This window comes from Streptomyces sp. 7R007, assembly GCF_054850255.1.
The window spans coordinates 12,044-33,878 of the sequence record NZ_JBTWMV010000043.1; the positions used below are offsets into that span (position 1 = coordinate 12,044).

A 21,835-nucleotide genomic window follows, 5' to 3' on the forward strand; every position below is an offset into this window, starting at 1 on the left:
TCTTCGACATGTCCCTCGTACTTAACCGAGGACGGGGCCCGCGTCGAGAGGTCACGCACGCCCGATGGGCGCCACGACCGCTTGCGTGAGGGTGGCCAGGTCCTCCGGGGACAGTTCGACCTCCAGGCCGCGGCGGCCCGCCGAGACGCAGATCGTGGCGTGGCCGGAGGCGGAGGCGTCGAGGACCGTGGGGAGCCGCTTGCGCTGCCCCAGCGGGGAGATGCCGCCGCGGACGTAGCCCGTGGTGCGCTCCGCCAGGGCCGGATCGGCCATCGCGGCCCGCTTGCCGCCGACCGCCGCGGCCAGCGCCTTCAGGTCCAGCTGGCCCGCCACGGGCACGACGGCGACCGTGAGGTGCCCGTCGACGTCCGCGACCAGTGTCTTGAACACCCGCTCCGGCGAGACGCCCATCGCCTCGGCCGCCTCCTCGCCGTAGGAGGGGTGGGCGGGATCGTGCTCGTAGGAGTGCACCGTGAACGGCACCCCCGCGGAGGTCAGGGCCACCGTCGCGGGCGTGCCCCCGGACTGCTGCTGCTTCTTGGACTTCTTCGCCATCTGCCTTTCCCGGTGACGTCAGTTGAGGCTGGTCGGGCCGCGGGTCAGCTCCGACGCCGGCAGTGACGGCAGACTACGGATGATGGACGTCTCGGTGCGCAGGAGTTTCAGCTCGTCGCGCAGCCGGGACGCGGTGTCGGGGGCCTGGAGCAGACGCTGCTTGGTGGGGGTGTCCAGCATCATCGCCGCCGCCACCAGGTAGGAGACGACCGACGGCTCGTCCGGCAGGTCGGCCCCCGTCGACAGCGACCGCTCCCGCGCCCCCGCCAGCCGCTTCTGGTACTGCCGGAAGGCCCGCAGCACCCCCTCGGCCAGCGCCCCCGCCTCGTCCCCGGGCTCCTCGGGCAGCTCCTCCAGCTCCGCCGTCAGATACGGCCCCGACGCGTCGACCGACAGCAGCCGCACCCGGACCGTGCCCGTCGCCAGCACCTCGAAGGTGCCGTCGGCCCGCTCCCGCACGGTCGCCGCGTCCGCCACACAGCCGACGGCGTGGAAGGACTTCGCCGGTTCGGTGCCGAAGCCCGCCGCCGGGCCCCGCTCGGGCAGGGCCGTCGGATCGGGCATCCCGGGCGCGCTCGGCGCCACCTCGTGGCCGTCGCGGATCGCGACGACGGCGAAGCGGCGCGGTTCGTCCTCGGGTGTCTTGAGCAGCTCGCGCATCATGGCGCGATAGCGCTCCTCGAAGACGTTCAGAGGCAGCACCAGCCCCGGGAACAACACGGAGTTCAGGGGGAAGAGCGGAAGCCGGACGGTGGTCACGCCGCAAAAGCCTAATGGTCGCCGGAGCGGACGCGTCCGCCGCGCTCCCCGACGGGGTGCGCGCGGACCTCCTCGCGCGTCCTGAGGAACAGCGCCAGCGGGTCGTCCGAGAGGCGTTCCCAGGGGAAGGACGTGGCGTACGGGCCGATCAGGCGCAGCTGCTCGCGGGCGTCCGCCCAGCGTTCCAGGCCGACCAGCACGTACAGCAGCTTGTTGCGGATCTGGGCCGGCCAGGGGTCGGCGGGCGCGAAGCGGGCGGAGAGCGCGATCGCCCGGTCGGCCGCCGCCTCCAGCCGCTCCCGGCCCACCTCCGTACCCGTGCCGTCCATCAGGCAGGCCAGGGCCGCCCGGGCGGGCAGCGCCTGGATCAGCGAGTCCTCCGGGGCGTCCTGGGCGGCCAGGTCGGCGAAGTCGAAGCACTCGCGGTACGAGCCCCGCCAGGACTCGGCCAGGTAGCACAGGGCGGCCACATGGCAGCCGTAGTGCAGCGGGGCGCGGCGCAGGGCCGCCTCCCACAGCTCCTCGAAGTACTTGTGGCCGGCCTGCGAGCCACGGGCGTGGTCCAGCGCGATCCGCCACGGCACCGGGTCGCGGTCCTCCCCGCGGGCGGCGGCCGTGATCAGCGGACTCACCTCGCGCAGCAGCTCCGCCCGGGCCGGCGAGTCCCAGACGCGGTCCACCGCCAGCTGCGCCCCGACGAGCAGGCCGTCCGCGTCGTGCGGGGCCTCGGCGCGCCACGCGTCGAACCACTCGGTGCGCGAGCGCGCGAACGCGGCGAGCCGGCGCGCGTACCGGTCGCGGTTCTCCCAGTCGCGTCCGGTGCGGGTGGCGGCGAGCAGCTCGGCGGCGGGCCCGAACTCGCCGCGCCCCGCCGCGACCAGCGCGGGGGCGAGCCGGTCGTCGGGCACGTCGAGCAGCACCTCGTCGTCGTCGGCGGTCGGCGTGACGACGGGGCGGGGCGGATTCCGGTGCATCCGGGAGGCGCGGATGAACGGGGGCAGCAGAGCCATGGTGCTGACCATTGAAAGACCGCAGGTCAGCCTGGCGCCAGTGGCGCAGGGCAAGTCATGGAAAGTTGTAGGGCGGTAGGTCAAGGGAGGGTAAAAGGTGAGTGTTCAACAAATGTTCGAACGGTGAGGAATGCGTGAGGACCGCCCGGGGGGCGCATCAGTGCGTCAGTTCCGCCTCAGCAGCCGCGTCGCCCCCGCCGCCACCGTCGTCGCCAGCACCCACCCCAGCAACACCAGCACCGCGGCCAGCCACTGCCAGCCCCCGCGCAGCTGCCACACCCCGACCTGGCCCAGGTCGATGACCGGCAGCAGCAGGTCGAGGGCGAACAGCGCCGGGTTCCACGGCGGATGCTGCCCGGGCTGCACCGGCGGATGGCTCGCGTGCGCGAACGCCAGCGACCCCGCCGCCCACAGCACCGCCATCCACACCGCGGCCCGCCCCGGCCGGTATCCGTAGGCCACCGTCCAGTCCTGCGCGTACCCCCACAGCTTCGCCGCCGGCGGCAGCGTCTCGCGGCGCCGGCGCTGCTTGGCCAGCAGCACCTCGCGCGCGTCCTCGTCCTCGCCGCCGGCCCGCAGCACCGAGGCCAGCCGCTCGTACGGCTCCGGGTTGTACTCGGCGGTCGCCGCGGACACCCACTCCAGCCGCTCCTCCAGCGGGAACGGGCCCGTCGGCACCAGGTTCTCGTACTGGAAGCCGCCCATGTGCAGACTGCCCGGGCCCGGCCACGCGCTCGCCCGGTCGACCAGGTTGACCACCCGCGCGCCCGAGAGCACGACCTTGCCGCGCTGCGGCCGCTCCCCGAGGAAGCGCAGTTCGGGCGTCTGCACCCGGCGCAGTGACAGCTCCTGGTCGTCGGTGAAGGCGAACCGGGCCCGCTCGAAGTCGACCGCGTCCCCGAACCGCCCGTCGTCCAGCCGCACCCCGCCCTGGCACTCGAAACGCTGCACCCGCGTCCCGCGCGCCGGTGTCGCACCGCTCGGCGTCACGGCGCCGACGCCCGCCGGGGTCAGGTACAGGGTGCGCTCGACGGTCAGCTGGGGGGCGTTCAGCGCCAGCCGGAAGTACGGGTTGGCGAGCTTCGCGCCGCGCAGGCTCAGCGAGACGCCGATGGTGGCGCTGCGCAGGCTCAGCTCGCCGTGCGACTCCAGCAGCTCGGCCTGGAGGTCCTGGCCCACGGTCAGGCCGTCGGCGGCGATCGAACGGCCGGTGCGGTCGGGGTGGACGACGGCCTGGTTGAGCATCAGGTCCGTGCCGATGTGCGCGTCGGTCAGCCGTACGCCGCCCGGGAACCGGCACCGGGGCAGGTGCAGATCTCCCTCCGTGTGTACGCGGGCCGCCTCCAGACGCGGCACCGAGCAGTCGATCAGCCGGACGGTGGTGAAGTGGGCCTCCGGCAGCAGCACCTCCCGCTCGAAACGGCAGCCGCGCAGCTCGACGTAGGGCACCACCCGGCCGCCGGCGACGTCCAGGCTGCCGCTGATCATCACCCCGCGCAGCTTCAGCGACGAGACCCGGCCGGCCAGCGCGGGCGGGCCGTCCAGCAGCAGCCAGCACACGATGCGCGCCCGCACCGTCCGCTCGGGCCCCCACGGATGCCCGCCGTGCGGATCGTCGACGGTGGCGTCCCCGCTGCTCAGGTCGTACACGCTGCCGTTGCGGAAGGCCTGCCACATGCCGGCCTCGGCGGCGGTCAGATCGTCCGGCAGGTCCCCGGCCCGGATGCCGGCACCCTCGGTCACTGCTCCTCCCCTCCTGGGTTCGCACACCTGTTCATGCCCGCTGCGTCACACCCGAAGCACAGGACGTGAGGAGGATCTTCCGGGTTCCGTGGACATCCCGTATCAGCCACTGGAACGCGCCGACGGCCCCCGACCGGGGTCTGAGAGAATTGGGCACGTGATCTCCCGAATCGATCTGCGCGGCGACGCCCTTCCCGAGGGCCCCGCCCTGCGCGACCTGCTGCCCCGAGCCGACTTCGACGTTCAGGCCGCCCTGGAGAAGGTGCGTCCGATCTGCGAGGCCGTGCATCATCGGGGCGACGCGGCGCTGATCGACTTCGCCGAGAAGTTCGACGGGGTGCGCCTGGAGTCCGTGCGGGTCCCGGCCGAGGCGCTCACCAAGGCCCTCGCCGAGCTGGACCCGGCCGTGCGCGCGGCCCTGGAGGAGTCCATCCGCCGCGCCCGGCTCGTCCACCGCGAGCAGCGCCGTACGACGCACACCACGCAGGTCGTGCCGGGCGGCTCCGTCACCGAGAAGTGGGTGCCGGTGGAGCGCGTCGGGCTGTACGCCCCCGGCGGCCGCTCGGTCTACCCGTCCTCCGTGGTCATGAACGTCGTCCCGGCCCAGGAGGCCGGCGTCGAGTCCATCGCCCTCGCCTCCCCGGCGCAGAAGGAGTTCGGCGGCCTGCCGCACCCCACGATCCTCGCCGCGTGCGCGCTGCTCGGCGTCGACGAGGTGTACGCCGCCGGCGGCGCCACGGCCGTCGCGATGTTCGCGTACGGCACCGAGTCCTGCCCGCCCGCGAACATGGTCACCGGCCCCGGCAACATCTGGGTCGCCGCCGCCAAGCGCTACTTCACCGGCAAGATCGGCATCGACGCCGAGGCGGGCCCGACCGAGATCGCCATCCTGGCGGACGAGACGGCCGACCCGGTGCACGTCGCCTCCGACCTGATCAGCCAGGCCGAGCACGACCCGCTGGCCGCCGCCGTCCTGGTCACCGACTCCCTCGCGCTCGCGGACGCGGTCGAGAAGGAGCTGGAGCCGCAGGTCGCGGCCAGCAAGCACATCGAGGACCGCATCCGCCCGGCGCTCGCCGGCAAGCAGTCCGCGATCGTCCTGGTCGACGGCGTCGACGAGGGCCTCAGGGTCGTCGACGCGTACGGCGCCGAGCACCTGGAGATCCAGACGGCGGACGCCGCCGCCGTGGCCGACCGGGTGCGCAACGCGGGCGCGGTCTTCATCGGCCCCTGGGCCCCGGTCTCGCTCGGCGACTACGCGGCCGGCTCCAACCACGTGCTGCCCACCGGCGGCTGCGCCTGCCACTCCTCGGGCCTGTCCGTGCAGTCCTTCCTGCGCGGCATCCACATCGTCGACTACACCGAGGACGCGCTGGCCGAGGTCGCGCACCACGTGGTCACGCTGGCCGAGGCGGAGGACCTGCCGGCGCACGGCGCGGCGATCAAGGCGCGGTTCGGATGGAAGGTTCCCCAGAGCAAGTGACCGGCATCGACGACCTCCCCGTACGGGACGAGCTGCGCGGCAAGTCCCCTTACGGCGCGCCCCAGTTGGACGTCCCCGTACGGCTGAACACCAACGAGAACCCCTACCCGCTGCCCGAGCCGCTGGTCGAGCGCATCACCGAGCGCGTCCGCGAGGCGGCCCGCCACCTCAACCGCTACCCCGACCGGGACGCCGTGGAGCTGCGCACACGGCTCGCGACGTACCTGACGGACACCTCCGGGTACGAGGTCGGCCTCGCCAACGTCTGGGCGGCCAACGGCTCCAACGAGGTCATCCAGCAACTGCTGCAGACCTTCGGCGGGCCGGGCCGTACGGCCATCGGCTTCGAGCCGTCGTACTCGATGCACGCGCTCATCGCGCGCGGCACCGGCACCGGCTGGATCTCCGGTCCCCGCGACGAGGACTTCACCATCGACCTCGCGGCGGCCGAGAAGGCCATCGCCGAACACCGGCCGGACGTCGTCTTCGTCACCACCCCCAACAACCCCACCGGCAACGCGGTCCCGCCCGAGACGGTCCTCGCGCTGTACGAGGCCGCGCAGGCGGCCAGGCCGTCCATGGTGATCGTGGACGAGGCGTACATCGAGTTCAGCCACGGCGACTCCCTGCTCCCGCTCATCGAGGGCCGGCCGAACCTGGTCGTCTCCCGGACGATGTCCAAGGCGTTCGGGGCCGCGGGGCTGCGCCTCGGCTATCTCGCCGCGCACCCGGCCGTCGTCGACGCCGTCCAGCTCGTACGGCTGCCCTACCACCTCTCCGCGGTCACCCAGGCGACCGCGCTGGCCGCCCTGGAGCACACCGACACGCTGCTGAAGTACGTCGAGCAGCTCAAGTCGGAGCGGGACCGGCTGGTGAGCGAGCTCAGGGCGGCGGGCTACGAGGTCGTCGAGTCCGACGCCAACTTCGTGCAGTTCGGGCGGTTCGAGGACTCCCACACGGCCTGGCGGGCGATCCTCGACCGGGGCGTCCTGGTCCGCGACAACGGCATCCCGGGGTGGCTGCGGGTGTCCGCCGGAACCCCGGAGGAGAACGACGCGTTCCTCGACGCGGTACGTGAACTGAAGAAGGAGCAGAGCGCATGAGCCGCGTAGGACGCGTGGAGCGGGTCACCAAGGAGACGTCGGTGCTCGTCGAGATCGATCTCGACGGCAGCGGCAAGGTCGACGTGTCGACAGGCGTCGGCTTCTACGACCACATGCTCGACCAGCTCGGCCGGCACGGTCTGTTCGACCTCACCGTGAAGACCGAGGGCGACCTGCACATCGACTCCCACCACACCATCGAGGACACCGCCCTCGCCCTCGGCGCCGCCTTCAAGCAGGCCCTCGGCGACAAGGTGGGCATCTACCGCTTCGGGAACTGCACGGTCCCGCTGGACGAGTCCCTCGCCCAGGTCACCGTCGACCTCTCCGGCCGCCCCTACCTCGTGCACACCGAGCCCGAGAACATGGCGCCGATGATCGGCGAGTACGACACCACGATGACCCGGCACATCCTGGAGTCCTTCGTCGCCCAGGCCCGGATCGCGCTGCACGTGCACGTGCCCTACGGCCGCAACGCGCACCACATCGTCGAGTGCCAGTTCAAGGCCCTGGCGCGGGCTCTGCGCTACGCCTCCGAGCGCGACCCGCGCGCGGCCGGCATCCTCCCCTCCACGAAGGGCGCGCTGTGAACGGTCTGTCCACCGTCCTGATCGTCGTCGGCCTCTTCCTGGTCGGCGGCATCATCTCCTTCGTCAAGCAGAAGATGCCCAAGCAGCTCATCGTGCTGCTGTCGATCGGCGCCGCGATGTGCCTGGTCGCCGGGATCATGAGGCTGGAGGTGTGGAATTGAGCACCCCTTCGAAGAAGGTCGTCGTCTTCGACTACGGCTTCGGCAACGTCCGCTCCGCCGAGCGTGCCCTCGCGCGCGCGGGCGCCGACGTCGAGATAACGCGCGACTTCGACCGGGCCATGAACGCCGACGGCCTGCTGGTGCCGGGCGTCGGCGCCTTCGCCGCCTGCATGAAGGGCCTGAAGGAGGCGCGCGGCGACTGGATCATCGACCGGCGGCTGTCCGGCGGGCGTCCGGTGATGGGCATCTGCGTCGGCATGCAGATCCTCTTCGCGCGCGGCATCGAGCACGGCGTGGAGACCGAGGGCCTCGACGAGTGGCCCGGCTCCGTGGAGCCGCTGCAGGCCGAGATCGTGCCGCACATGGGCTGGAACACCGTCGAGGCACCGGCCGGCTCCCAGCTGTTCGCCGGCCTGGACACGGACGCCCGCTTCTACTTCGTGCACTCCTACGCCGTCCACGACTGGTCCCTGGAGACGCACAACCCGACCATGCACGCCCCGAAGGTCACCTGGTCCACGCACGGCAAGCCCTTCGTGGCCGCCGTCGAGAACGGCGCCCTGTGGGCCACGCAGTTCCACCCCGAGAAGTCCGGCGACGCCGGCGCCCAGCTCCTCACCAACTGGATCGGAACACTGTGAGCAAGCTCGAACTCCTCCCCGCCGTCGACGTCCGCGACGGCCAGGCCGTCCGTCTCGTCCACGGCGAGTCCGGCACGGAGACCTCCTACGGCTCCCCGCTGGAGGCCGCCTTCGCCTGGCAGAGCTCGGGCGCCGAGTGGCTGCACCTGGTCGACCTGGACGCCGCGTTCGGCACCGGCGACAACCGCGCGCTGATCGCCGAGGTGACGAAGGCGATGGACATCAAGGTGGAGCTGTCCGGCGGCATCCGCGACGACGACACCCTCGCCGCCGCCCTCGCCACCGGCTGCACCCGGGTGAACCTCGGCACGGCCGCCCTGGAGACCCCCGAGTGGGTCGCCAAGGTCATCGCCGAGCACGGCGACAAGATCGCGGTGGGCCTCGACGTACGCGGCACCACCCTGCGCGGCCGCGGCTGGACCCGCGACGGCGGCGACCTCTACGAGACGCTGGAGCGCCTCAACAAGGAGGGCTGCGCCCGGTACGTGGTGACGGACATCGCCAAGGACGGCACGCTCCAGGGCCCGAACCTGGAGCTCCTGAAGAACGTCTGCGCGGCCACGGACCGCCCGGTCGTGGCCTCGGGCGGCGTGTCCTCGCTCGACGACCTGCGCGCCATCGCCGAACTGGTGCCCCTCGGTGTCGAGGGCTCGATCGTCGGGAAGGCCCTGTACGCGAAGGCGTTCACCCTGGAAGAGGCCTTGGAGGCTGTGTCGTCATGAGCGGTGCCGTACGGCGGGTGCAGAGCGGAAGTCCCTGGGAAGAGTCCTTCGGTTTCGCACGCGCCGTCGCGGCGGGCGACCGGGTGCTGGTGGCGGGCACGACCTCCTTCAAGGGGGATGTGCTGTACGGGGAGGGCGACCCGTACGAGCAGGCCAAGGTGGCCTTCACCACCGCCGTCGAGGCGATCGGCGAGTTCGGGCTCGGCGTCGACTCCGTGATCCGGACACGGATGTACCTGACCCACGCGCGGGACGTGGACGACGTCGGCCGCGCGCACAAGGAGCTCTTCGACGCGGTGCGGCCGGTGTCGACCCTGCTGGTCGTGCAGGGCTTCGTCGACCCGCGCATCCTGGTCGAGGTGGAACTAGAGGCATACAGAGGAGCCGTGGATTCATGACCCTGGCGGTCCGAGTCATCCCCTGCCTGGACGTGGACAACGGCCGGGTCGTCAAGGGCGTCAACTTCCAGAACCTGCGCGACGCGGGCGACCCCGTCGAAATGGCCAAGGTGTACGACGCCGAGGGCGCCGACGAGCTGACGTTCCTGGACATCACCGCGTCCTCGGGCAACCGCGAGACGACGTACGACGTGGTGCGCCGCACCGCCGAGCAGGTGTTCATCCCGCTCACCGTCGGCGGCGGCGTCCGCACCGCCGAGGACGTGGACCGGCTGCTGCGGGCCGGGGCCGACAAGGTGGGCGTCAACACCGCCGCGATCGCCCGGCCGGACCTGATCCGCGAGATCGCCGAGCGCTTCGGCCGCCAGGTGCTGGTGCTGTCGGTGGACGCGCGGCGGACGCCGACCGGAGGCTTCGAGGTGACGACCCACGGCGGCCGCAAGGGCACCGGGATCGACGCGGTCGAGTGGGCGCACCGGGCGGCCGAGCTCGGAGCGGGCGAGATCCTGCTCAACTCGATGGACGCGGACGGCACCAAGGACGGCTACGACCTGGAGATGATCGCCGCGGTCCGCAAGCACGTGACGGTCCCGGTCATCGCCTCCGGCGGCGCGGGCCGGCTCGCCGACTTCCCGCCGGCGATCGAGGCGGGCGCGGACGCGGTCCTGGCCGCCTCGGTGTTCCACTTCGGCGACCTGCGCATCGGCGACGTGAAGGAGACGCTGCGGGCGGCGGGGCACCCCGTCCGCTGAGAACCCCCTGATACGAAAGGGAAGTTGCGCAAGAAGTATTGTGCAACTTTTCTTTCGTATCTACGGTGGGGGCATGGCAGGCAGGGAGCGCAACCGTCCGATCACCGACCTCGGCACCCTCAAGGCGCTGGCCCACCCCTTGCGGATGCGGCTGTACCGCCTGCTGGTCGTGGCCCGCACGGCCACCGCCTCGCACCTCGCCGACCAGGTCGACGAGGCCGTCTCGCTGGTCAGCTACCACCTGCGCAAGCTCGCCGAACACGGGCTGATCGAGGAGGCCGAGCCGCAGAGCGGGGACGGGCGGGAGCGGTGGTGGCGGCCCTCGTCGGAGGGCGTGAGCATCCGCGACAAGGACTTCCGGGACGCGCCCGAGCGGGCCGCCGCGCACCTGGCGGCGACCCGGCTCTTCCACGAGCAGCGCGTCGACATGTACCGCCGCTACCTCGACGAGCGCCCCACCTGGAGCGCCGAGTGGAACGCCGCCGCTCCGGACAGCGAGGCGCTGCTGCGGCTGACCCCGGCCGAACTGGACGAGCTGCGCCGGGAGTTGGAGGCGCTCACCAGGAAGTACGAGGAGAAGGGGCGGGCCGCCGAGGCCGCCGGCGACACCGAGGGGCGTGAGCACGTCGCCCTGCACCTGTACGGATTCCCGTTCCGCGTCTGAAGGGGCCGCCCTCCCGTGACCGCTGTGACCAGGGCGCCCGCGGCCCCCGCCGACGCCGCCGGCCGCCCCGCCCACCGCGACGGCAACGTCCTGCGCTGGCTCGCCGCCTACACCTGCTCGATGGTCGGCGACAACGTCTACTACCTCGCCCTGTCCTGGGCCGCCGTCCAGGCCGGCACGCCCGCACAGGCCGGGCTCGTCATGTCGGTGAGCGCGCTGCCGAGGGCGCTGCTGATGCTGGGCGGGGGAGTGGTCGCCGACCGGTTCGGGCCGCGTCGCGTGGTCATCGCCAGTGACGCGGTGCGCTGCGCGGCGGTGCTGGCGGTGGCGGGACTGCTGCTGCTCGCCAGCCCGGGGCTGTGGCCGCTGGCCGCGCTGGCGCTGGTCTTCGGCGCCGTCGACGCCGTGTTCATGCCGGCCGTCGGCGCCCTGCCCGCGCGCGTGACCGGCCGCGGCCAGTTCGCCCGCGTCCAGGGCATGCGGGGCCTCGCCATCCGGTTCGCGAACGTCGTCGGCGCACCGCTCGGCGGCCTCGGCGTGGCCCTCGCCGGCGCGCCGACGGCCTTCGCACTCGCCGGCCTGCTCATAGCGGCGTCCATACCGCTGCTGCTCGGCGTACGGGTGGGGAAGCCACAGACGGACGACACGCAGGAACTCGGGGGCCGGGCGTCTACGGGAATGCGGGCGGGAGAGCCGCCGACGGCTGACACACGGGTGGGCACGGGCCAGACACCTGGCGGCGAGCTGCCCGCGGATGACGCTCAGGTGGGCTCGGGCTCGGCGTCTGTGGGTGTGGGGGCGCGGGGGCTGGTGGTGGATGACGGGCAGGGGGTCGGGGGGCGGACGTCTGTGGGGGAGCTGCCGGTGGAGGACGCTCGCGGGGGTTCGGGCTATGTGGGTGTGCGCGCGGGAGAGCTGCCGGCGGAGGACGCTCAGGGAGGTACGGGCCCAGCGTCTGTGGGTGTGCTGGGAGGGGAGCCACCGGCGGACGAGGCGCAGGGGATCCGGGGGCAGACGCCCGTGGACGACACATACGGGGGCTCGGGCTCGGCGTCTGTGGGTGTGCTGGGAGGGGAGCCGGTGGAGCGGGCGGCGTGGTGGGATCTGGTGAGTGGGCTGCGCTACATCCGGCGGCACCGTGTCCTCGCCCCGCTGGTGGTCGCGATCGCCCTCGGTGACCTCGGCTTCGTCGGGCCGCTCAACGTGGGGCTGACGCTGCTGGCCGGTGAACGCGGCTGGGGCGCCTCCGGCATGGGCGGGGTGCTGGCCGGGTTCGGCGTGGGGGCCGGGATCGCCTCGCTGCTGCTGACCGTGCTCGGCCGGCTGCCCCGGGCCGGGCTCGTCGCCGCCCACGCCGTCCTCGCGGGGTCGGTCGCCATCGGCGCCCTCGCCTACGCGCCCACCCTCGCCGCCGCCGTCGGCGTCGCGCTGGCCATCGGCCTGCTCGCCGGGCTCAGCGGCGCCCTGTGCGCTGCGCTGCTGCAGACCCAGGGCGACCCGGCGTACCTGGGCCGGGTCACCGCCGTCGCCGGCCTGGTCAGCCTCGGTCTCGCCCCGCTGAGCATGCCGCTGTCCGCCGCCGCGATCGGCGCCTGGGGCACCGGCCCGGTCTTCGTCGTCAGCGCGCTGGTGTGCGGGCTGGGCGGGGCCGTCATGCTGGGCGTACGCGACCTGCGCCGCGCCGAACTGCCCCGCTGACGGTCAGTCCCTGGGCTGCGCGAGCTGGACCAGGTTGCCGACCGTGTCGTCCAGGACGGCCGTGAGCACCGGCCCCTGCTCCTGCGGGGGCTGCGTGAAGTGGACGCCGAGGGACCGCAGCCGCTCGTACTCGGCCTCGACGTCGTCCACCGAGAAGACGATGCACGGCAGGCCCGCCTCGCGCACCGCCCTGCGGTAGGGCTCTGCGATGGGTCCCTGGCCCGGCTCCAGGAGGAGCTGGAGGTCCTGCTGGGCACCCTCGGCGGCGCCCACGGTGACGAACAGGGTGCCGTCGCCCAGGTCCATGTGGGTGCGGGTCTCGAAGCCCAGCACGTCCGTGTAGAACGCGTGGGCCTTGGTGACGTCGTCGACGTACACGCTGGTCATGGCGACCTTGATCACGACGGCTCCTAGATCCCCAGCTGCCTGGTCTCGGACAGCCGGGCGACCGCTTCCTTGTCGCCGTCCACCTCGACCTTGGCGGCGCTCTGCCGGCCGTAGGAGAACAGCAGCAGCTCGGACGGTTCGCCGGTCACCGTGACCACGGGCGTGCCGCGGTGGGCGACCGCCGTCTGGCCGTCGGGGCGGCGCAGCACCAGGCCCGTGGGGACGCCGCGGCCCATCAGACGGGCCGTGCGCTCCAGGCGCGACCACAGGGCGTCCTGGAAGACCGGGTCGAGCTCGCGGGGCGTCCAGTCGGGCTGGGCGCGGCGGACGTCCTCGGTGTGGACGTAGAACTCGACCGTGTTCGACATCTCGTCGACCTGCTTGAGCGAGAAGGGCGAGAAGCGCGGCGGGCCGGTGCGGATGAGCTGGAGCAGCTCCTCGTACGGCTTGTCCGCGAACTCCGCCATCACCCGCTCCAGGCGCGGCGCGAGCTGCTTGATCAGGATGCCGCCGGCGGCGTCGGGGCGGCGCTCGCGCACCACCACGTGCGCGGCGAGGTCACGGGTCGTCCATCCCTCGCAGAGGGTGGGGGCGTCCGGGCCCGCGGTTTCCAAGAGGTCGGCGAAGAGGAGCCGTTCACGCTTGGCGAAGGTCGACATGCAGTCAGCCTACGACCGCGTACGAAGTCCGCCCAGTGGACGCCCTCCGGTCACTGTCCGTCGCGCGCGGCACAATGGCACCCATGACCAGCGCTCCCCAGTCCAGCAGCCTCGACCCCGAGATCGCCGCGCGCCTCAAGCGCAGCGCCGACGGGCTCCTGCCCGCCATCGCCCAGCAGTACGACACCGGAGAGGTGCTGATGCTCGGCTGGATGGACGACGAGGCGCTGCACCGCACGCTGACCACCGGACGGTGCACCTACTGGTCGCGCAGCCGGCAGGAGTACTGGGTCAAGGGCGACACCTCCGGCCACGTCCAGTGGGTCAGGTCCGTCGCCCTCGACTGCGACGCCGACACCGTGCTGGTCAAGGTCGACCAGGTCGGCGCCGCCTGCCACACCGGCGCCCGGACCTGCTTCGACGCGGACGTGCTGCTGAAGGACGGCGTCGGTTCCCGCGCCGCCGCGCCGGATCAGTAAGGTCAGCGGCCATGGACCTCGACACCTTCCGCAAGCTCGCCACCGACCGGCGGGTCATCCCGGTCACGCGCAAGCTCCTCGCCGACGGCGACACCCCGGTCGCGCTCTACCGCAAGCTCGCCGCCGAACGCCCCGGCACCTTCCTGCTGGAGTCCGCGGAGAACGGCCGCTCGTGGTCCCGGTACTCCTTCGTGGGCGTGCGCTCCGCGGCCACCCTCACCGCCCGTGACGGCCAGGCGCACTGGCTCGGCGTGCCGCCCGTGGGCGTCCCCGTCGACGGCGACCCGCTGGCCGCCCTGCGCGCCACCATCGAGGCCCTGCACACCCCCCACCAGGAGGGCCTGCCGCCCTTCACCGGCGGCATGGTCGGCTACCTCGGCTACGACATCGTGCGCCGCCTGGAGAAGATCGGCCCGGGCGAGCGCGACGACCTGAAGCTGCCCGAGCTGACCATGCTGCTCACCAGTGACCTGGCCGTCATGGACCACTGGGAGGGCTCGGTCCTGCTGATCGCCAACGCGATCAACCACAACGACCTCGACACGGGCGTGGACGAGGCCCATGCCGACGCGGTGGCCCGGCTCGACGCCATGGAGGCCGACCTCTCGCGCCCGGTCGCCCAGCCCCCGGCCCATCTGCCGCCCTCCGAGCTGCCCGAGTACACGGCGCTGTGGGGCGGCCCCGACTTCCGGCGGGCCGTCGAGGACGTCAAGGAGCGCATCCGGGCCGGCGAGGCCTTCCAGGTCGTCCCCTCCCAGCGCTTCGAAACGCCGTGCACGGCCAGCGCGCTGGACGTGTACCGGGTCCTCAGGGCGACCAACCCGTCGCCGTACATGTACCTGTTCCGCTTCGAGGGCTTCGACGTCGTCGGCTCCTCGCCGGAGGCGCTGGTCAAGGTCGAGGACGGACGGGCCATGGTCCACCCCATCGCCGGCACCCGGCACCGCGGGGCCACCCCGCAGGAGGACCAGGCCCTCGCCGACGAGCTGCTGGCCGACCCCAAGGAGCGCGCCGAGCACCTGATGCTGGTCGACCTGGGGCGCAACGACCTGGGGCGGGTCTGCGAGCCGGGCTCGGTGGAGGTCGTCGACTTCATGTCCATCGAGCGGTACTCGCACGTGATGCACATCGTCTCGACGGTCACCGGCAGGGTCGCGGAAGGCCGCACCGCCTTCGACGTCCTGACGGCCTGCTTCCCGGCCGGCACCCTCTCCGGGGCGCCCAAGCCGCGCGCGATGCAGATCATCGACGAACTGGAGCCGTCCCGGCGCGGGCTGTACGGCGGCTGTGTCGGCTACCTCGACTTCGCGGGCGACTCCGACACGGCCATCGCCATCCGCACCGCCCTGCTGCGGGACGGCACGGCGTACGTGCAGGCCGGAGCCGGCATCGTCGCCGACTCCGACCCGGTCGCGGAGGACCAGGAGTGCCGCAACAAGGCGGCGGCGGTCCTCCGCGCGGTGCACACCGCGAACAGGCTCAGTTCATAGGGGTGTTCAGCCGGTGAAGGCCGCCGTCCCGTTCGGCACGCCGAGGCCGGACGGGCCGTCGTACCCGGCGGTGCCGGTGCACAGGTAGCTCCCGCCGCAGCTGCCGTTGGAGCCGCTGGTGACGTCGTACAGCGCCGAGGTGTGGGCGTAGGGGAACGACGCCGGGTACGAGCCGGAGGACGGGGCGCCCGCCAGCGCGTAGGTCGCCGCGATCAGCGGGGCCGAGGCGCTGGTGCCGCCGAAGACCATCCAGCCGGTGGCCTGCCGGTAGCTGTCGTACACCGCGACGCCGGTGTTGGGGTCGGCGACCGCGGAGACGTCGGCGACGGTCCGCCTGGCGCAGCCGCCGTCGGTCTGCCAGGCCGGCTTGGCGTCGTAGCCGGAGCAGCCGGAGCCGGCCCCGCTCCACACCGTGTCGCTCCAGCCGCGGGAGGTCGACGCGGTCTTCAGGGACGTACCGCCCACCGCCGTCACGTACTTGGAGGCGGCCGGGTACTCCACGCCGTAGCCGTTGTCGCCGGAGGAGACGGTGATGGCGACGCCGGGGTGGTTGAAGTAGCTGGAGTCGTACGTCGCGTCGCTGGAGGACTCGGAGCCGCCGTAGCTGTTGGAGACGAACTTGGCGCCGAGCCGCACCGCGGTGTTCACGGCCGTGCCCAGGTTGGCCATGGACGCCGAACTGGCCTCCACCAGCAGGATCTTGCAGTTCGGGCAGGCCGCGCTGACCATGTCGAGGTCAAGGGAGATCTCCTCGGCCCAGCCGGAGTCGCCGCGCGGGTAGCTGGTGCCGCCGCTCTGGTTGACCTTGGTGAAGCAGCCGTTGGCCGTGGTGCAGGCCGAAAGGCCGTACTGCGCGCGGTAGGTGGCGAGGTCGGCCTCGGCGTTGGGGTCGTCGTAGGCGTCGACGATCGCCACCGTCTGGCCCGAACCGCCCGTCGCGGAGGGCAGGTTGTACGCCGCCTGCAGCGACGCGGGGCCGTAGCCGGAGGGCGCGGCGGCGGCCGTCAGGTCGCTCTCCGCGTGCGCGGACTTCGGGGTGCCCGCCGTGACCTTGAGGGCGTTGCAGGCCATGACGTTCTTCTGGGTGGGGGTCGCACACGAGTGGGCGACGGTGACGCCGTGGGACGCCGGGGTCGCGGCCAGGCCGGTGGGGGCGGCCAGCGCGAGCGCGGTGGTGGACAGTGCGGCCACGACCGCCGAGGAAACGGTTCTGCGCAACGTACTTCCTCCGAGAGGCTGGTGAACCATGGGGAGACATGCGGGTACGCCGATCGGTCCGGCCGCGGGGTGCGCGAGCGGGCCGCGCAGAACGTAGGCGTGACCGGATCACGTCAACAAGAAGATCGTTGAAGCTGTGACCTTGCTTTGCCGTTCCTGGGGGAACCGTGTGATGTCCCTGAGGTGTTCATGACGGAACGATGGTGTGGCCATGGGTTGACAGCCCCGGGTGACGCTTCCGGGCGCGGACAAGCGATAGTGGAGGGCGTGACTGCCGTACCTCACCCCCGTTCCGAAGCCGCGGAGCCCGCCCGGGCCGGCCGCCTGAGCCTCGCGCTGGCCCTGCTGTGCGGTGCGCTCGGCGCGGCCGTGGCGCTGCTGTCGACCCGGCAGCGCTGGTCGGAGGGCACCGCCCTGGTGGCCGGTGGCTCCTTCCCGCTCACCGCCAAGGGCAGCGACGTCACGGGCGTGCCCGCGGCGCTCGCCATAGTGGGCCTCGCCGCGCTCGTCGCCGTCTTCGCCGTCCGCCGCTCCGGACGCCTGCTGGTGTCGGCCCTCCTCGCGCTCAGCGGCGCCGGGACGGTGGCCGCGGCGCTGCTCGGCGCCTCGGACAGCTCGGCGCTGGACGAGAAGGCCGCGCAGGCCGCCGGGGACACGACGGCCACGGTGGACGCGCTCAGTCACACCATCTGGCCGTACATCGCGGCGGGCGGCGGGGGGTTGATCCTGGTCGCCGGGCTGCTCGCGCTGCGCTACGGGCGGCTGTGGCCGGCGATGTCGGGGCGGTACGAGCGCGACGGCACGCCGCGGCCCCGGCGGGCGGCGACGGTGGACCCCGACCGGCCCGAGGACATCTGGAAGGCGCTGGACCGGGGCGAGGACCCGACCGGCGCGTAGCAGGCCCGCCAACCCCTCCCGCCGCGCCCCGCGGCCCCGAGCCGGCCGCCGGCGCGGCCGGGTCGACATGCTGGGGCCACCCCCGAGCGGCGCGCCCGGGTCCGTACGGGACAATGGCGTCGAGCATCCGGCTCAGACACGTACACAGCAACGAGGAGCAAGTCATGGCGGGCAGCAGCCACGGTCACACCCCGGCCGCCTGGACCGGTGTCACCATCGCCTTCATCGGTTTCTGCGTCGCGGGTGCCTTCATGGTGATGGCCCAGCCCGCGGGCTTCTGGGCCGGCATGGCGATCGTGGTCATCGGCGGCGTGGTCGGCTGGATCATGAGCGCCATGGGCATGGGCCAGCCGAAGGACGCGCACAAGACGTTCCAGGACGAGCTGGCCAAGAGCGAGGCGGCGCACGCCAACGGCTGACCGCGTACGACGCGAGGGGCGATCCGGCACCGGACCGCCCCTCAAACGTTCTCCGGGGGGAGAATGCGCGTGTGAACACCGAGAGCCGGTCCACGCCGGCAGCGCCCGCCGCGTCCTCCACCGCGTCCGCCGCGGCGCGGCTGGCCGTCCCCGCCGGGATCCTCGCGGCCGTCGCCGGGGCCTTCGCCTACGTCGGCGCCGTCGACCCCAACCAGCCCGGCCACTACCCCGTCTGCCCCCTGTACCGCCTCACCGGCCTCTACTGCCCCGGCTGCGGCGGACTGCGCAGCGCGCACGCCTTCGTCCACGGGGACCTGCTGACCGCGCTGCGGGACAACGCGCCGGCCGTGCTGGGCTGTCTGGGCTTCGCCGTGCTGTGGACCGTATGGGTGGTCCGCGCCGCCCGCGGCCGCCGGCTGCGGATCGAGCCCGGCCCCGCGCACCTGTGGACGCTCGGCGTGTTGCTGCTGGTCTTCACCGTTGTCCGGAACCTGCCCTTCGGTGGCTGGCTGCACCCTTGATCAACAGGGGGACGTCCAGGTAGTGGGACCGGCGTCAACCGGATGCGAGGGCTTCGCCCTCCTCCGGATACCATCGCAGTGACCATCGGTTTTCCCACTCGGTCAACCACGGTCAACCGCTTGAACTGTCAACCGTCTGGAAGGGGGCCGCTCGCGTGAGTGTGCTCGACGAGATCATCGACGGAGTCCGTGCCGACCTCGCGGAGCGGCAGGCGCGCGTCAGCCTCGACGAGCTCAAGGAGCGCGCGGCGAAGGCTCCCGCGGCCAAGGACGGGCTCGCCGCCCTCAAGGGCGACGGCGTCAAGGTGATCTGCGAGGTCAAGCGCTCCAGCCCCTCCAAGGGCGCGCTGGCCGCGATCGCCGACCCGGCCGGACTCGCCGCGGACTACGAGGCGGGCGGCGCGGCCGTCATCTCCGTCCTCACCGAACAGCGGCGCTTCGGCGGCTCGCTGGCCGACCTGGAGGCGGTCCGCGCGCGCGTGGACATCCCGGTCCTGCGCAAGGACTTCATCGTCACGTCGTACCAGCTGTGGGAGGCCCGCGCGTACGGCGCCGACCTCGCGCTGCTCATCGTCGCCGCCCTGGACCAGCCCGCCCTGGAGTCCCTCATCGAGCGCGCCGTCTCCATCGGCCTGACCCCGCTCGTCGAGGTGCACGACGAGGACGAGGTCGAGCGGGCCGTGGACGCGGGCGCCAAGGTCATCGGCGTCAACGCGCGCAACCTCAAGACCCTCGAAGTCGACCGCTCCACCTTCGAGCGCGTCGCCCCCGAGATCCCCGACGGCCTCGTCAAGATCGCCGAGTCCGGCGTCCGCGGCCCCCACGACCTCATCGCCTACGCCAACGCCGGCGCCGACGCCGTCCTGGTCGGCGAGTCGCTGGTCACCGGCAAGGACCCGAAGACGGCGGTGTCGGACCTGGTGGCGGCCGGTGAGCATCCGGCTCTGCGGCACGGGCGCAGTTGATCTTTCGGTAGGCTGACCCCGATGACTCTCACTGCGACGACCCTGGACCGGTACGCCCGCCTCGCGCGCGGCTGCCGCCCCCGGGGCTGCCGTGCGCCCGCCCGCAGGGTGCACGGCCGTCGAGTGCGCTACGTCATCGGAGACGAACCCGGGCAGGTCAACGGCCGCCGATGGCACCGCGCCCTCTAGGGGCGCGGGGAACTGCGCGATCGGCCACTGACGGCCCGCAGACCACACACCACCCTTCGCCCCACGGCGCTCAGTGTCATCACCACGCACTCACCGTGAGGTATCCACATGCCCAGCGAGTTCTTCATCCCTGACCCGGAGGGTCACGTCCCCACCGCCGACGGCTACTTCGGCGACTTCGGCGGCAAGTTCATCCCGGAGGCCCTCGTCGCCGCCGTCGACGAGGTCGCCGTCGAGTACGACAAGGCCAAGCACGACCCCGAGTTCGCCCGCGAACTCGACGACCTGCTGGTCAACTACACCGGGCGCCCGTCGGCGCTGACCGAGGTGCCGAGGTTCGCCGAGCACGCCGGCGGCGCGAGGATCTTCCTGAAGCGCGAAGACCTCAACCACACCGGCTCCCACAAGATCAACAACGTCCTCGGCCAGGCCCTGCTCACCAAGCGCATGGGCAAGACCCGGGTCATCGCGGAGACCGGCGCCGGCCAGCACGGCGTCGCCACCGCCACCGCCTGCGCGCTCTTCGGCCTGGAGTGCACGATCTACATGGGCGAGATCGACACCAGGCGCCAGGCGCTCAACGTGGCCCGCATGCGCATGCTCGGCGCCGAGGTCATCGCCGTGAAGTCGGGCTCGCGCACCCTCAAGGACGCCATCAACGAGGCCTTCCGCGACTGGGTCGCCAACGTCGACCACACCCACTACCTCTTCGGTACGGTCGCCGGCCCGCACCCCTTCCCGGCCATGGTCCGCGACTTCCACCGGGTCATCGGCGTCGAGGCCCGCCGCCAGCTCCTGGAGCGCGCCGGCCGCCTCCCGGACGCGGCGATCGCCTGCGTCGGCGGCGGCTCCAACGCCATCGGCCTCTTCCACGCCTTCATCCCGGACTCCTCGGTCCGGCTCATCGGTTGCGAACCGGCCGGCCACGGCGTGGAGACCGGAGAGCACGCGGCCACCCTCACCGCCGGCGAGCCCGGCATCCTGCACGGCTCCCGGTCCTACGTCCTGCAGGACGAGGAGGGCCAGATCACCGAGCCGTACTCGATCTCGGCCGGCCTGGACTACCCCGGCATCGGCCCGGAGCACTCCTACCTCAAGGACTCCGGTCGCGGCGAGTACCGCGCGATCACCGACGACGTGGCGATGCAGGCCCTGCGCCTGCTCTCGCGCACCGAGGGCATCATCCCGGCGATCGAGAGCGCGCACGCCCTCGCGGGCGCCCTGGAGGTCGGCGGGGAGCTGGGCCCGGACGGCCTGATCGTCGTCAACCTCTCCGGCCGCGGCGACAAGGACATGGACACCGCCGCGCGCTACTTCGGCCTGTACGACACCGACGCCGAGGTCGCGGCCGACGAGGCCGACCTCGCGGAGATCGAGGGGGACGCCAAGTGAGCGGGAACATCCAGCTGCTGTCGGACACCCTCGCCGGCGCCAAGGCCGAGGGCCGCTCGGCGCTCATCGCCTACCTCCCGGCCGGGTTCCCGACCGTGGACGGCGGCATCGAGGCGGTCAAGGCCGCTCTGGAGGGCGGAGCGGACGTCATGGAGGTGGGCCTGCCGCACAGCGACCCCGTCCTCGACGGTCCCGTCATCCAGACCGCCGACGACATCGCCCTGCGCGGCGGCGTCAAGATCGCGCACGTCATGCGGACGGTCAAGGAGGCCTACGAGGCCACCGGAAAGCCGATCCTCGTCATGACGTACTGGAACCCCATCGACCGCTACGGCGTCGAGCGCTTCACCGCCGAGCTCGCGGAGGCGGGCGGCGCCGGGTGCATCCTGCCCGACCTGCCGGTGCAGGAGGCGGCGCTGTGGCGGGAGCACGCCCGGAAGCACGGGCTGGCCACGGTCTTCGTGGTCGCGCCCAGCAGCAAGGACGCGCGGCTCGCCGAGATCACCGCGGCGGGCAGCGGGTTCGTGTACGCCGCCTCGCTGATGGGCGTCACCGGCACCCGTGAGTCGGTGGGCGCGCAGGCCCAGGACCTGGTCGAGCGGACCCGGGCCACCGGCACCGACCTGCCGGTCTGCGTCGGGCTCGGGGTCTCCAACGCCGAGCAGGCCGCCGAGGTGGCCGGGTTCGCCGACGGGGTGATCGTCGGCTCGGCCTTCGTCAAGCGGATGCTGGACGCGCCGGACCACGCGGCCGGGATCGAGGCGGTGCGTGCGCTGGCCGGCGAGCTGGCGAAGGGCGTGCGCGCGAAGGGCGTGCCCGGACAGGCGTAGTCCGGCGACGTCCGGGATCGCCTTCGGACACTTCGGAACATTCGGTCACTCGAACGGGTGGACCTGGGACAGGGGAGGCGCGCTGCGTCTCCCCGGTTCGTTCTGGGGGT

Annotated in this window: 26 protein-coding genes; 19 read left to right on the forward strand and 7 right to left on the reverse strand. The window is 72.6% G+C overall.

Annotation, left to right across the window (positions count from 1 at the left end; translation table 11 throughout):
- Positions 1–51: 51 nt before the first annotated feature.
- The 4 genes from ybaK to ACYF6T_RS35260 form a co-directional block, all read right to left on the reverse strand.
- Positions 52–555 carry a Cys-tRNA(Pro) deacylase gene (ybaK, locus tag ACYF6T_RS35245; protein ID WP_461701659.1) on the reverse strand — a complete coding sequence of 168 codons (504 nt, stop codon included), beginning with the start codon at positions 553–555 and terminating at the stop codon, positions 52–54.
- 18 nt (positions 556–573) lie between these two features.
- Positions 574–1,314, reverse strand: coding sequence for an LON peptidase substrate-binding domain-containing protein (locus ACYF6T_RS35250; RefSeq protein ID WP_461701660.1), 741 nt, complete (start codon positions 1,312–1,314; stop codon positions 574–576).
- 11 nt (positions 1,315–1,325) lie between these two features.
- On the reverse strand, positions 1,326–2,336 hold the full coding sequence (locus tag ACYF6T_RS35255; protein ID WP_461701661.1) for a hypothetical protein: 1,011 nt from the start codon (positions 2,334–2,336) through the stop codon (positions 1,326–1,328).
- A gap of 153 nt (positions 2,337–2,489) precedes the next feature.
- Positions 2,490–4,067, reverse strand: a complete 1,578-nt coding sequence (locus ACYF6T_RS35260; RefSeq protein WP_461701662.1) for an oxidoreductase — start codon at positions 4,065–4,067, stop codon at positions 2,490–2,492.
- Between the two features lie 157 nt (positions 4,068–4,224).
- On the opposite strand from ACYF6T_RS35260, the gene hisD reads away from it, so the two are divergent.
- The 10 genes from hisD to ACYF6T_RS35310 all read left to right on the forward strand — a co-directional run bounded on the left by hisD (position 4,225) and on the right by ACYF6T_RS35310 (position 12,279).
- Positions 4,225–5,550, forward strand: a complete 1,326-nt coding sequence (gene hisD, locus ACYF6T_RS35265) for a histidinol dehydrogenase (RefSeq protein WP_461701664.1) — start codon at positions 4,225–4,227, stop codon at positions 5,548–5,550.
- Entirely contained in the window at positions 5,526–6,653 is a 1,128-nt protein-coding gene (locus ACYF6T_RS35270) for a histidinol-phosphate transaminase (RefSeq protein WP_461701665.1), read from the forward strand. The genes hisD and ACYF6T_RS35270 overlap by 25 nt, the downstream gene beginning before the upstream one ends.
- Positions 6,650–7,243 (forward strand): imidazoleglycerol-phosphate dehydratase HisB, encoded by a 594-nt coding sequence (gene hisB, locus ACYF6T_RS35275; RefSeq protein ID WP_108013415.1) that lies wholly within the window; start codon positions 6,650–6,652, stop codon positions 7,241–7,243. Before ACYF6T_RS35270 ends, hisB begins: the two co-directional genes overlap by 4 nt.
- Complete coding sequence (locus tag ACYF6T_RS35280) at positions 7,240–7,404, forward strand: hypothetical protein (RefSeq protein WP_461701667.1); 165 nt, start codon at positions 7,240–7,242, stop codon at positions 7,402–7,404. The genes hisB and ACYF6T_RS35280 overlap by 4 nt, the downstream gene beginning before the upstream one ends.
- On the forward strand, positions 7,401–8,045 hold the full coding sequence (gene hisH / locus ACYF6T_RS35285) for an imidazole glycerol phosphate synthase subunit HisH (RefSeq protein WP_461701668.1): 645 nt from the start codon (positions 7,401–7,403) through the stop codon (positions 8,043–8,045). Before ACYF6T_RS35280 ends, hisH begins: the two co-directional genes overlap by 4 nt.
- On the forward strand, positions 8,042–8,767 hold the full coding sequence (gene priA / locus ACYF6T_RS35290; RefSeq protein ID WP_461701669.1) for a bifunctional 1-(5-phosphoribosyl)-5-((5-phosphoribosylamino)methylideneamino)imidazole-4-carboxamide isomerase/phosphoribosylanthranilate isomerase PriA: 726 nt from the start codon (positions 8,042–8,044) through the stop codon (positions 8,765–8,767). Before hisH ends, priA begins: the two co-directional genes overlap by 4 nt.
- A complete protein-coding gene (locus ACYF6T_RS35295) occupies positions 8,764–9,165 on the forward strand; it encodes a RidA family protein (RefSeq protein WP_461701670.1) in 402 nt (133 codons plus the stop codon). The genes priA and ACYF6T_RS35295 overlap by 4 nt, the downstream gene beginning before the upstream one ends.
- Positions 9,162–9,917 (forward strand): imidazole glycerol phosphate synthase subunit HisF, encoded by a 756-nt coding sequence (gene hisF, locus ACYF6T_RS35300; protein ID WP_461701671.1) that lies wholly within the window; start codon positions 9,162–9,164, stop codon positions 9,915–9,917. Before ACYF6T_RS35295 ends, hisF begins: the two co-directional genes overlap by 4 nt.
- 73 nt (positions 9,918–9,990) lie before the next feature.
- Positions 9,991–10,581 carry an ArsR/SmtB family transcription factor gene (locus ACYF6T_RS35305; RefSeq protein WP_461701672.1) on the forward strand — a complete coding sequence of 197 codons (591 nt, stop codon included), beginning with the start codon at positions 9,991–9,993 and terminating at the stop codon, positions 10,579–10,581.
- Between the two features lie 15 nt (positions 10,582–10,596).
- A complete protein-coding gene (locus tag ACYF6T_RS35310; RefSeq protein WP_461701673.1) occupies positions 10,597–12,279 on the forward strand; it encodes an MFS transporter in 1,683 nt (560 codons plus the stop codon).
- Between the two features lie 3 nt (positions 12,280–12,282).
- Here ACYF6T_RS35310 and ACYF6T_RS35315 read toward each other — a convergent pair whose 3' ends face one another.
- Together ACYF6T_RS35315 and ACYF6T_RS35320 are read right to left on the reverse strand one after the other, a co-directional pair.
- Entirely contained in the window at positions 12,283–12,681 is a 399-nt protein-coding gene (locus ACYF6T_RS35315) for a VOC family protein (protein ID WP_461701674.1), read from the reverse strand.
- 8 nt (positions 12,682–12,689) lie between these two features.
- Positions 12,690–13,325: a TIGR03085 family metal-binding protein gene (locus ACYF6T_RS35320; protein ID WP_461701675.1), complete on the reverse strand. Its 636-nt coding sequence runs from the start codon at positions 13,323–13,325 to the stop codon at positions 12,690–12,692.
- An 83-nt stretch (positions 13,326–13,408) separates the two neighbouring features.
- Between ACYF6T_RS35320 and hisI the strand changes: the two genes are divergently transcribed.
- Positions 13,409–13,804, forward strand: coding sequence for a phosphoribosyl-AMP cyclohydrolase (hisI, locus tag ACYF6T_RS35325; protein WP_461701676.1), 396 nt, complete (start codon positions 13,409–13,411; stop codon positions 13,802–13,804).
- An 11-nt stretch (positions 13,805–13,815) separates the two neighbouring features.
- On the forward strand, positions 13,816–15,294 hold the full coding sequence (locus ACYF6T_RS35330) for an anthranilate synthase component I (RefSeq protein WP_461701678.1): 1,479 nt from the start codon (positions 13,816–13,818) through the stop codon (positions 15,292–15,294).
- A 6-nt stretch (positions 15,295–15,300) separates the two neighbouring features.
- On the opposite strand, the gene ACYF6T_RS35335 is transcribed toward ACYF6T_RS35330, so the two are convergent.
- Positions 15,301–16,542 (reverse strand): S53 family peptidase, encoded by a 1,242-nt coding sequence (locus ACYF6T_RS35335; protein ID WP_461701679.1) that lies wholly within the window; start codon positions 16,540–16,542, stop codon positions 15,301–15,303.
- A gap of 228 nt (positions 16,543–16,770) precedes the next feature.
- On the opposite strand from ACYF6T_RS35335, the gene ACYF6T_RS35340 reads away from it, so the two are divergent.
- The 7 genes from ACYF6T_RS35340 to trpA all read left to right on the forward strand — a co-directional run bounded on the left by ACYF6T_RS35340 (position 16,771) and on the right by trpA (position 21,725).
- Entirely contained in the window at positions 16,771–17,409 is a 639-nt protein-coding gene (locus ACYF6T_RS35340) for a TIGR02234 family membrane protein (protein ID WP_461701681.1), read from the forward strand.
- A gap of 164 nt (positions 17,410–17,573) precedes the next feature.
- Complete coding sequence (locus tag ACYF6T_RS35345; protein WP_461701683.1) at positions 17,574–17,828, forward strand: HGxxPAAW family protein; 255 nt, start codon at positions 17,574–17,576, stop codon at positions 17,826–17,828.
- Positions 17,829–17,899: 71 nt separating this feature from the next.
- Entirely contained in the window at positions 17,900–18,349 is a 450-nt protein-coding gene (locus ACYF6T_RS35350; RefSeq protein WP_461701685.1) for a DUF2752 domain-containing protein, read from the forward strand.
- A gap of 155 nt (positions 18,350–18,504) precedes the next feature.
- The gene (gene trpC, locus ACYF6T_RS35355) at positions 18,505–19,314 is read left to right on the forward strand and encodes an indole-3-glycerol phosphate synthase TrpC (protein ID WP_461701687.1); all 810 of its coding nucleotides are present in this window, start codon (positions 18,505–18,507) and stop codon (positions 19,312–19,314) included.
- Positions 19,315–19,335: 21 nt separating this feature from the next.
- Positions 19,336–19,503, forward strand: coding sequence for a tryptophan biosynthesis modulator TrpM (trpM, locus tag ACYF6T_RS35360; RefSeq protein ID WP_461701688.1), 168 nt, complete (start codon positions 19,336–19,338; stop codon positions 19,501–19,503).
- Between the two features lie 108 nt (positions 19,504–19,611).
- A complete protein-coding gene (trpB, locus tag ACYF6T_RS35365; protein WP_461701689.1) occupies positions 19,612–20,895 on the forward strand; it encodes a tryptophan synthase subunit beta in 1,284 nt (427 codons plus the stop codon).
- On the forward strand, positions 20,892–21,725 hold the full coding sequence (gene trpA, locus ACYF6T_RS35370; protein WP_461701690.1) for a tryptophan synthase subunit alpha: 834 nt from the start codon (positions 20,892–20,894) through the stop codon (positions 21,723–21,725). The genes trpB and trpA overlap by 4 nt, the downstream gene beginning before the upstream one ends.
- The last annotated feature ends 110 nt before the right edge of the window (positions 21,726–21,835 follow it).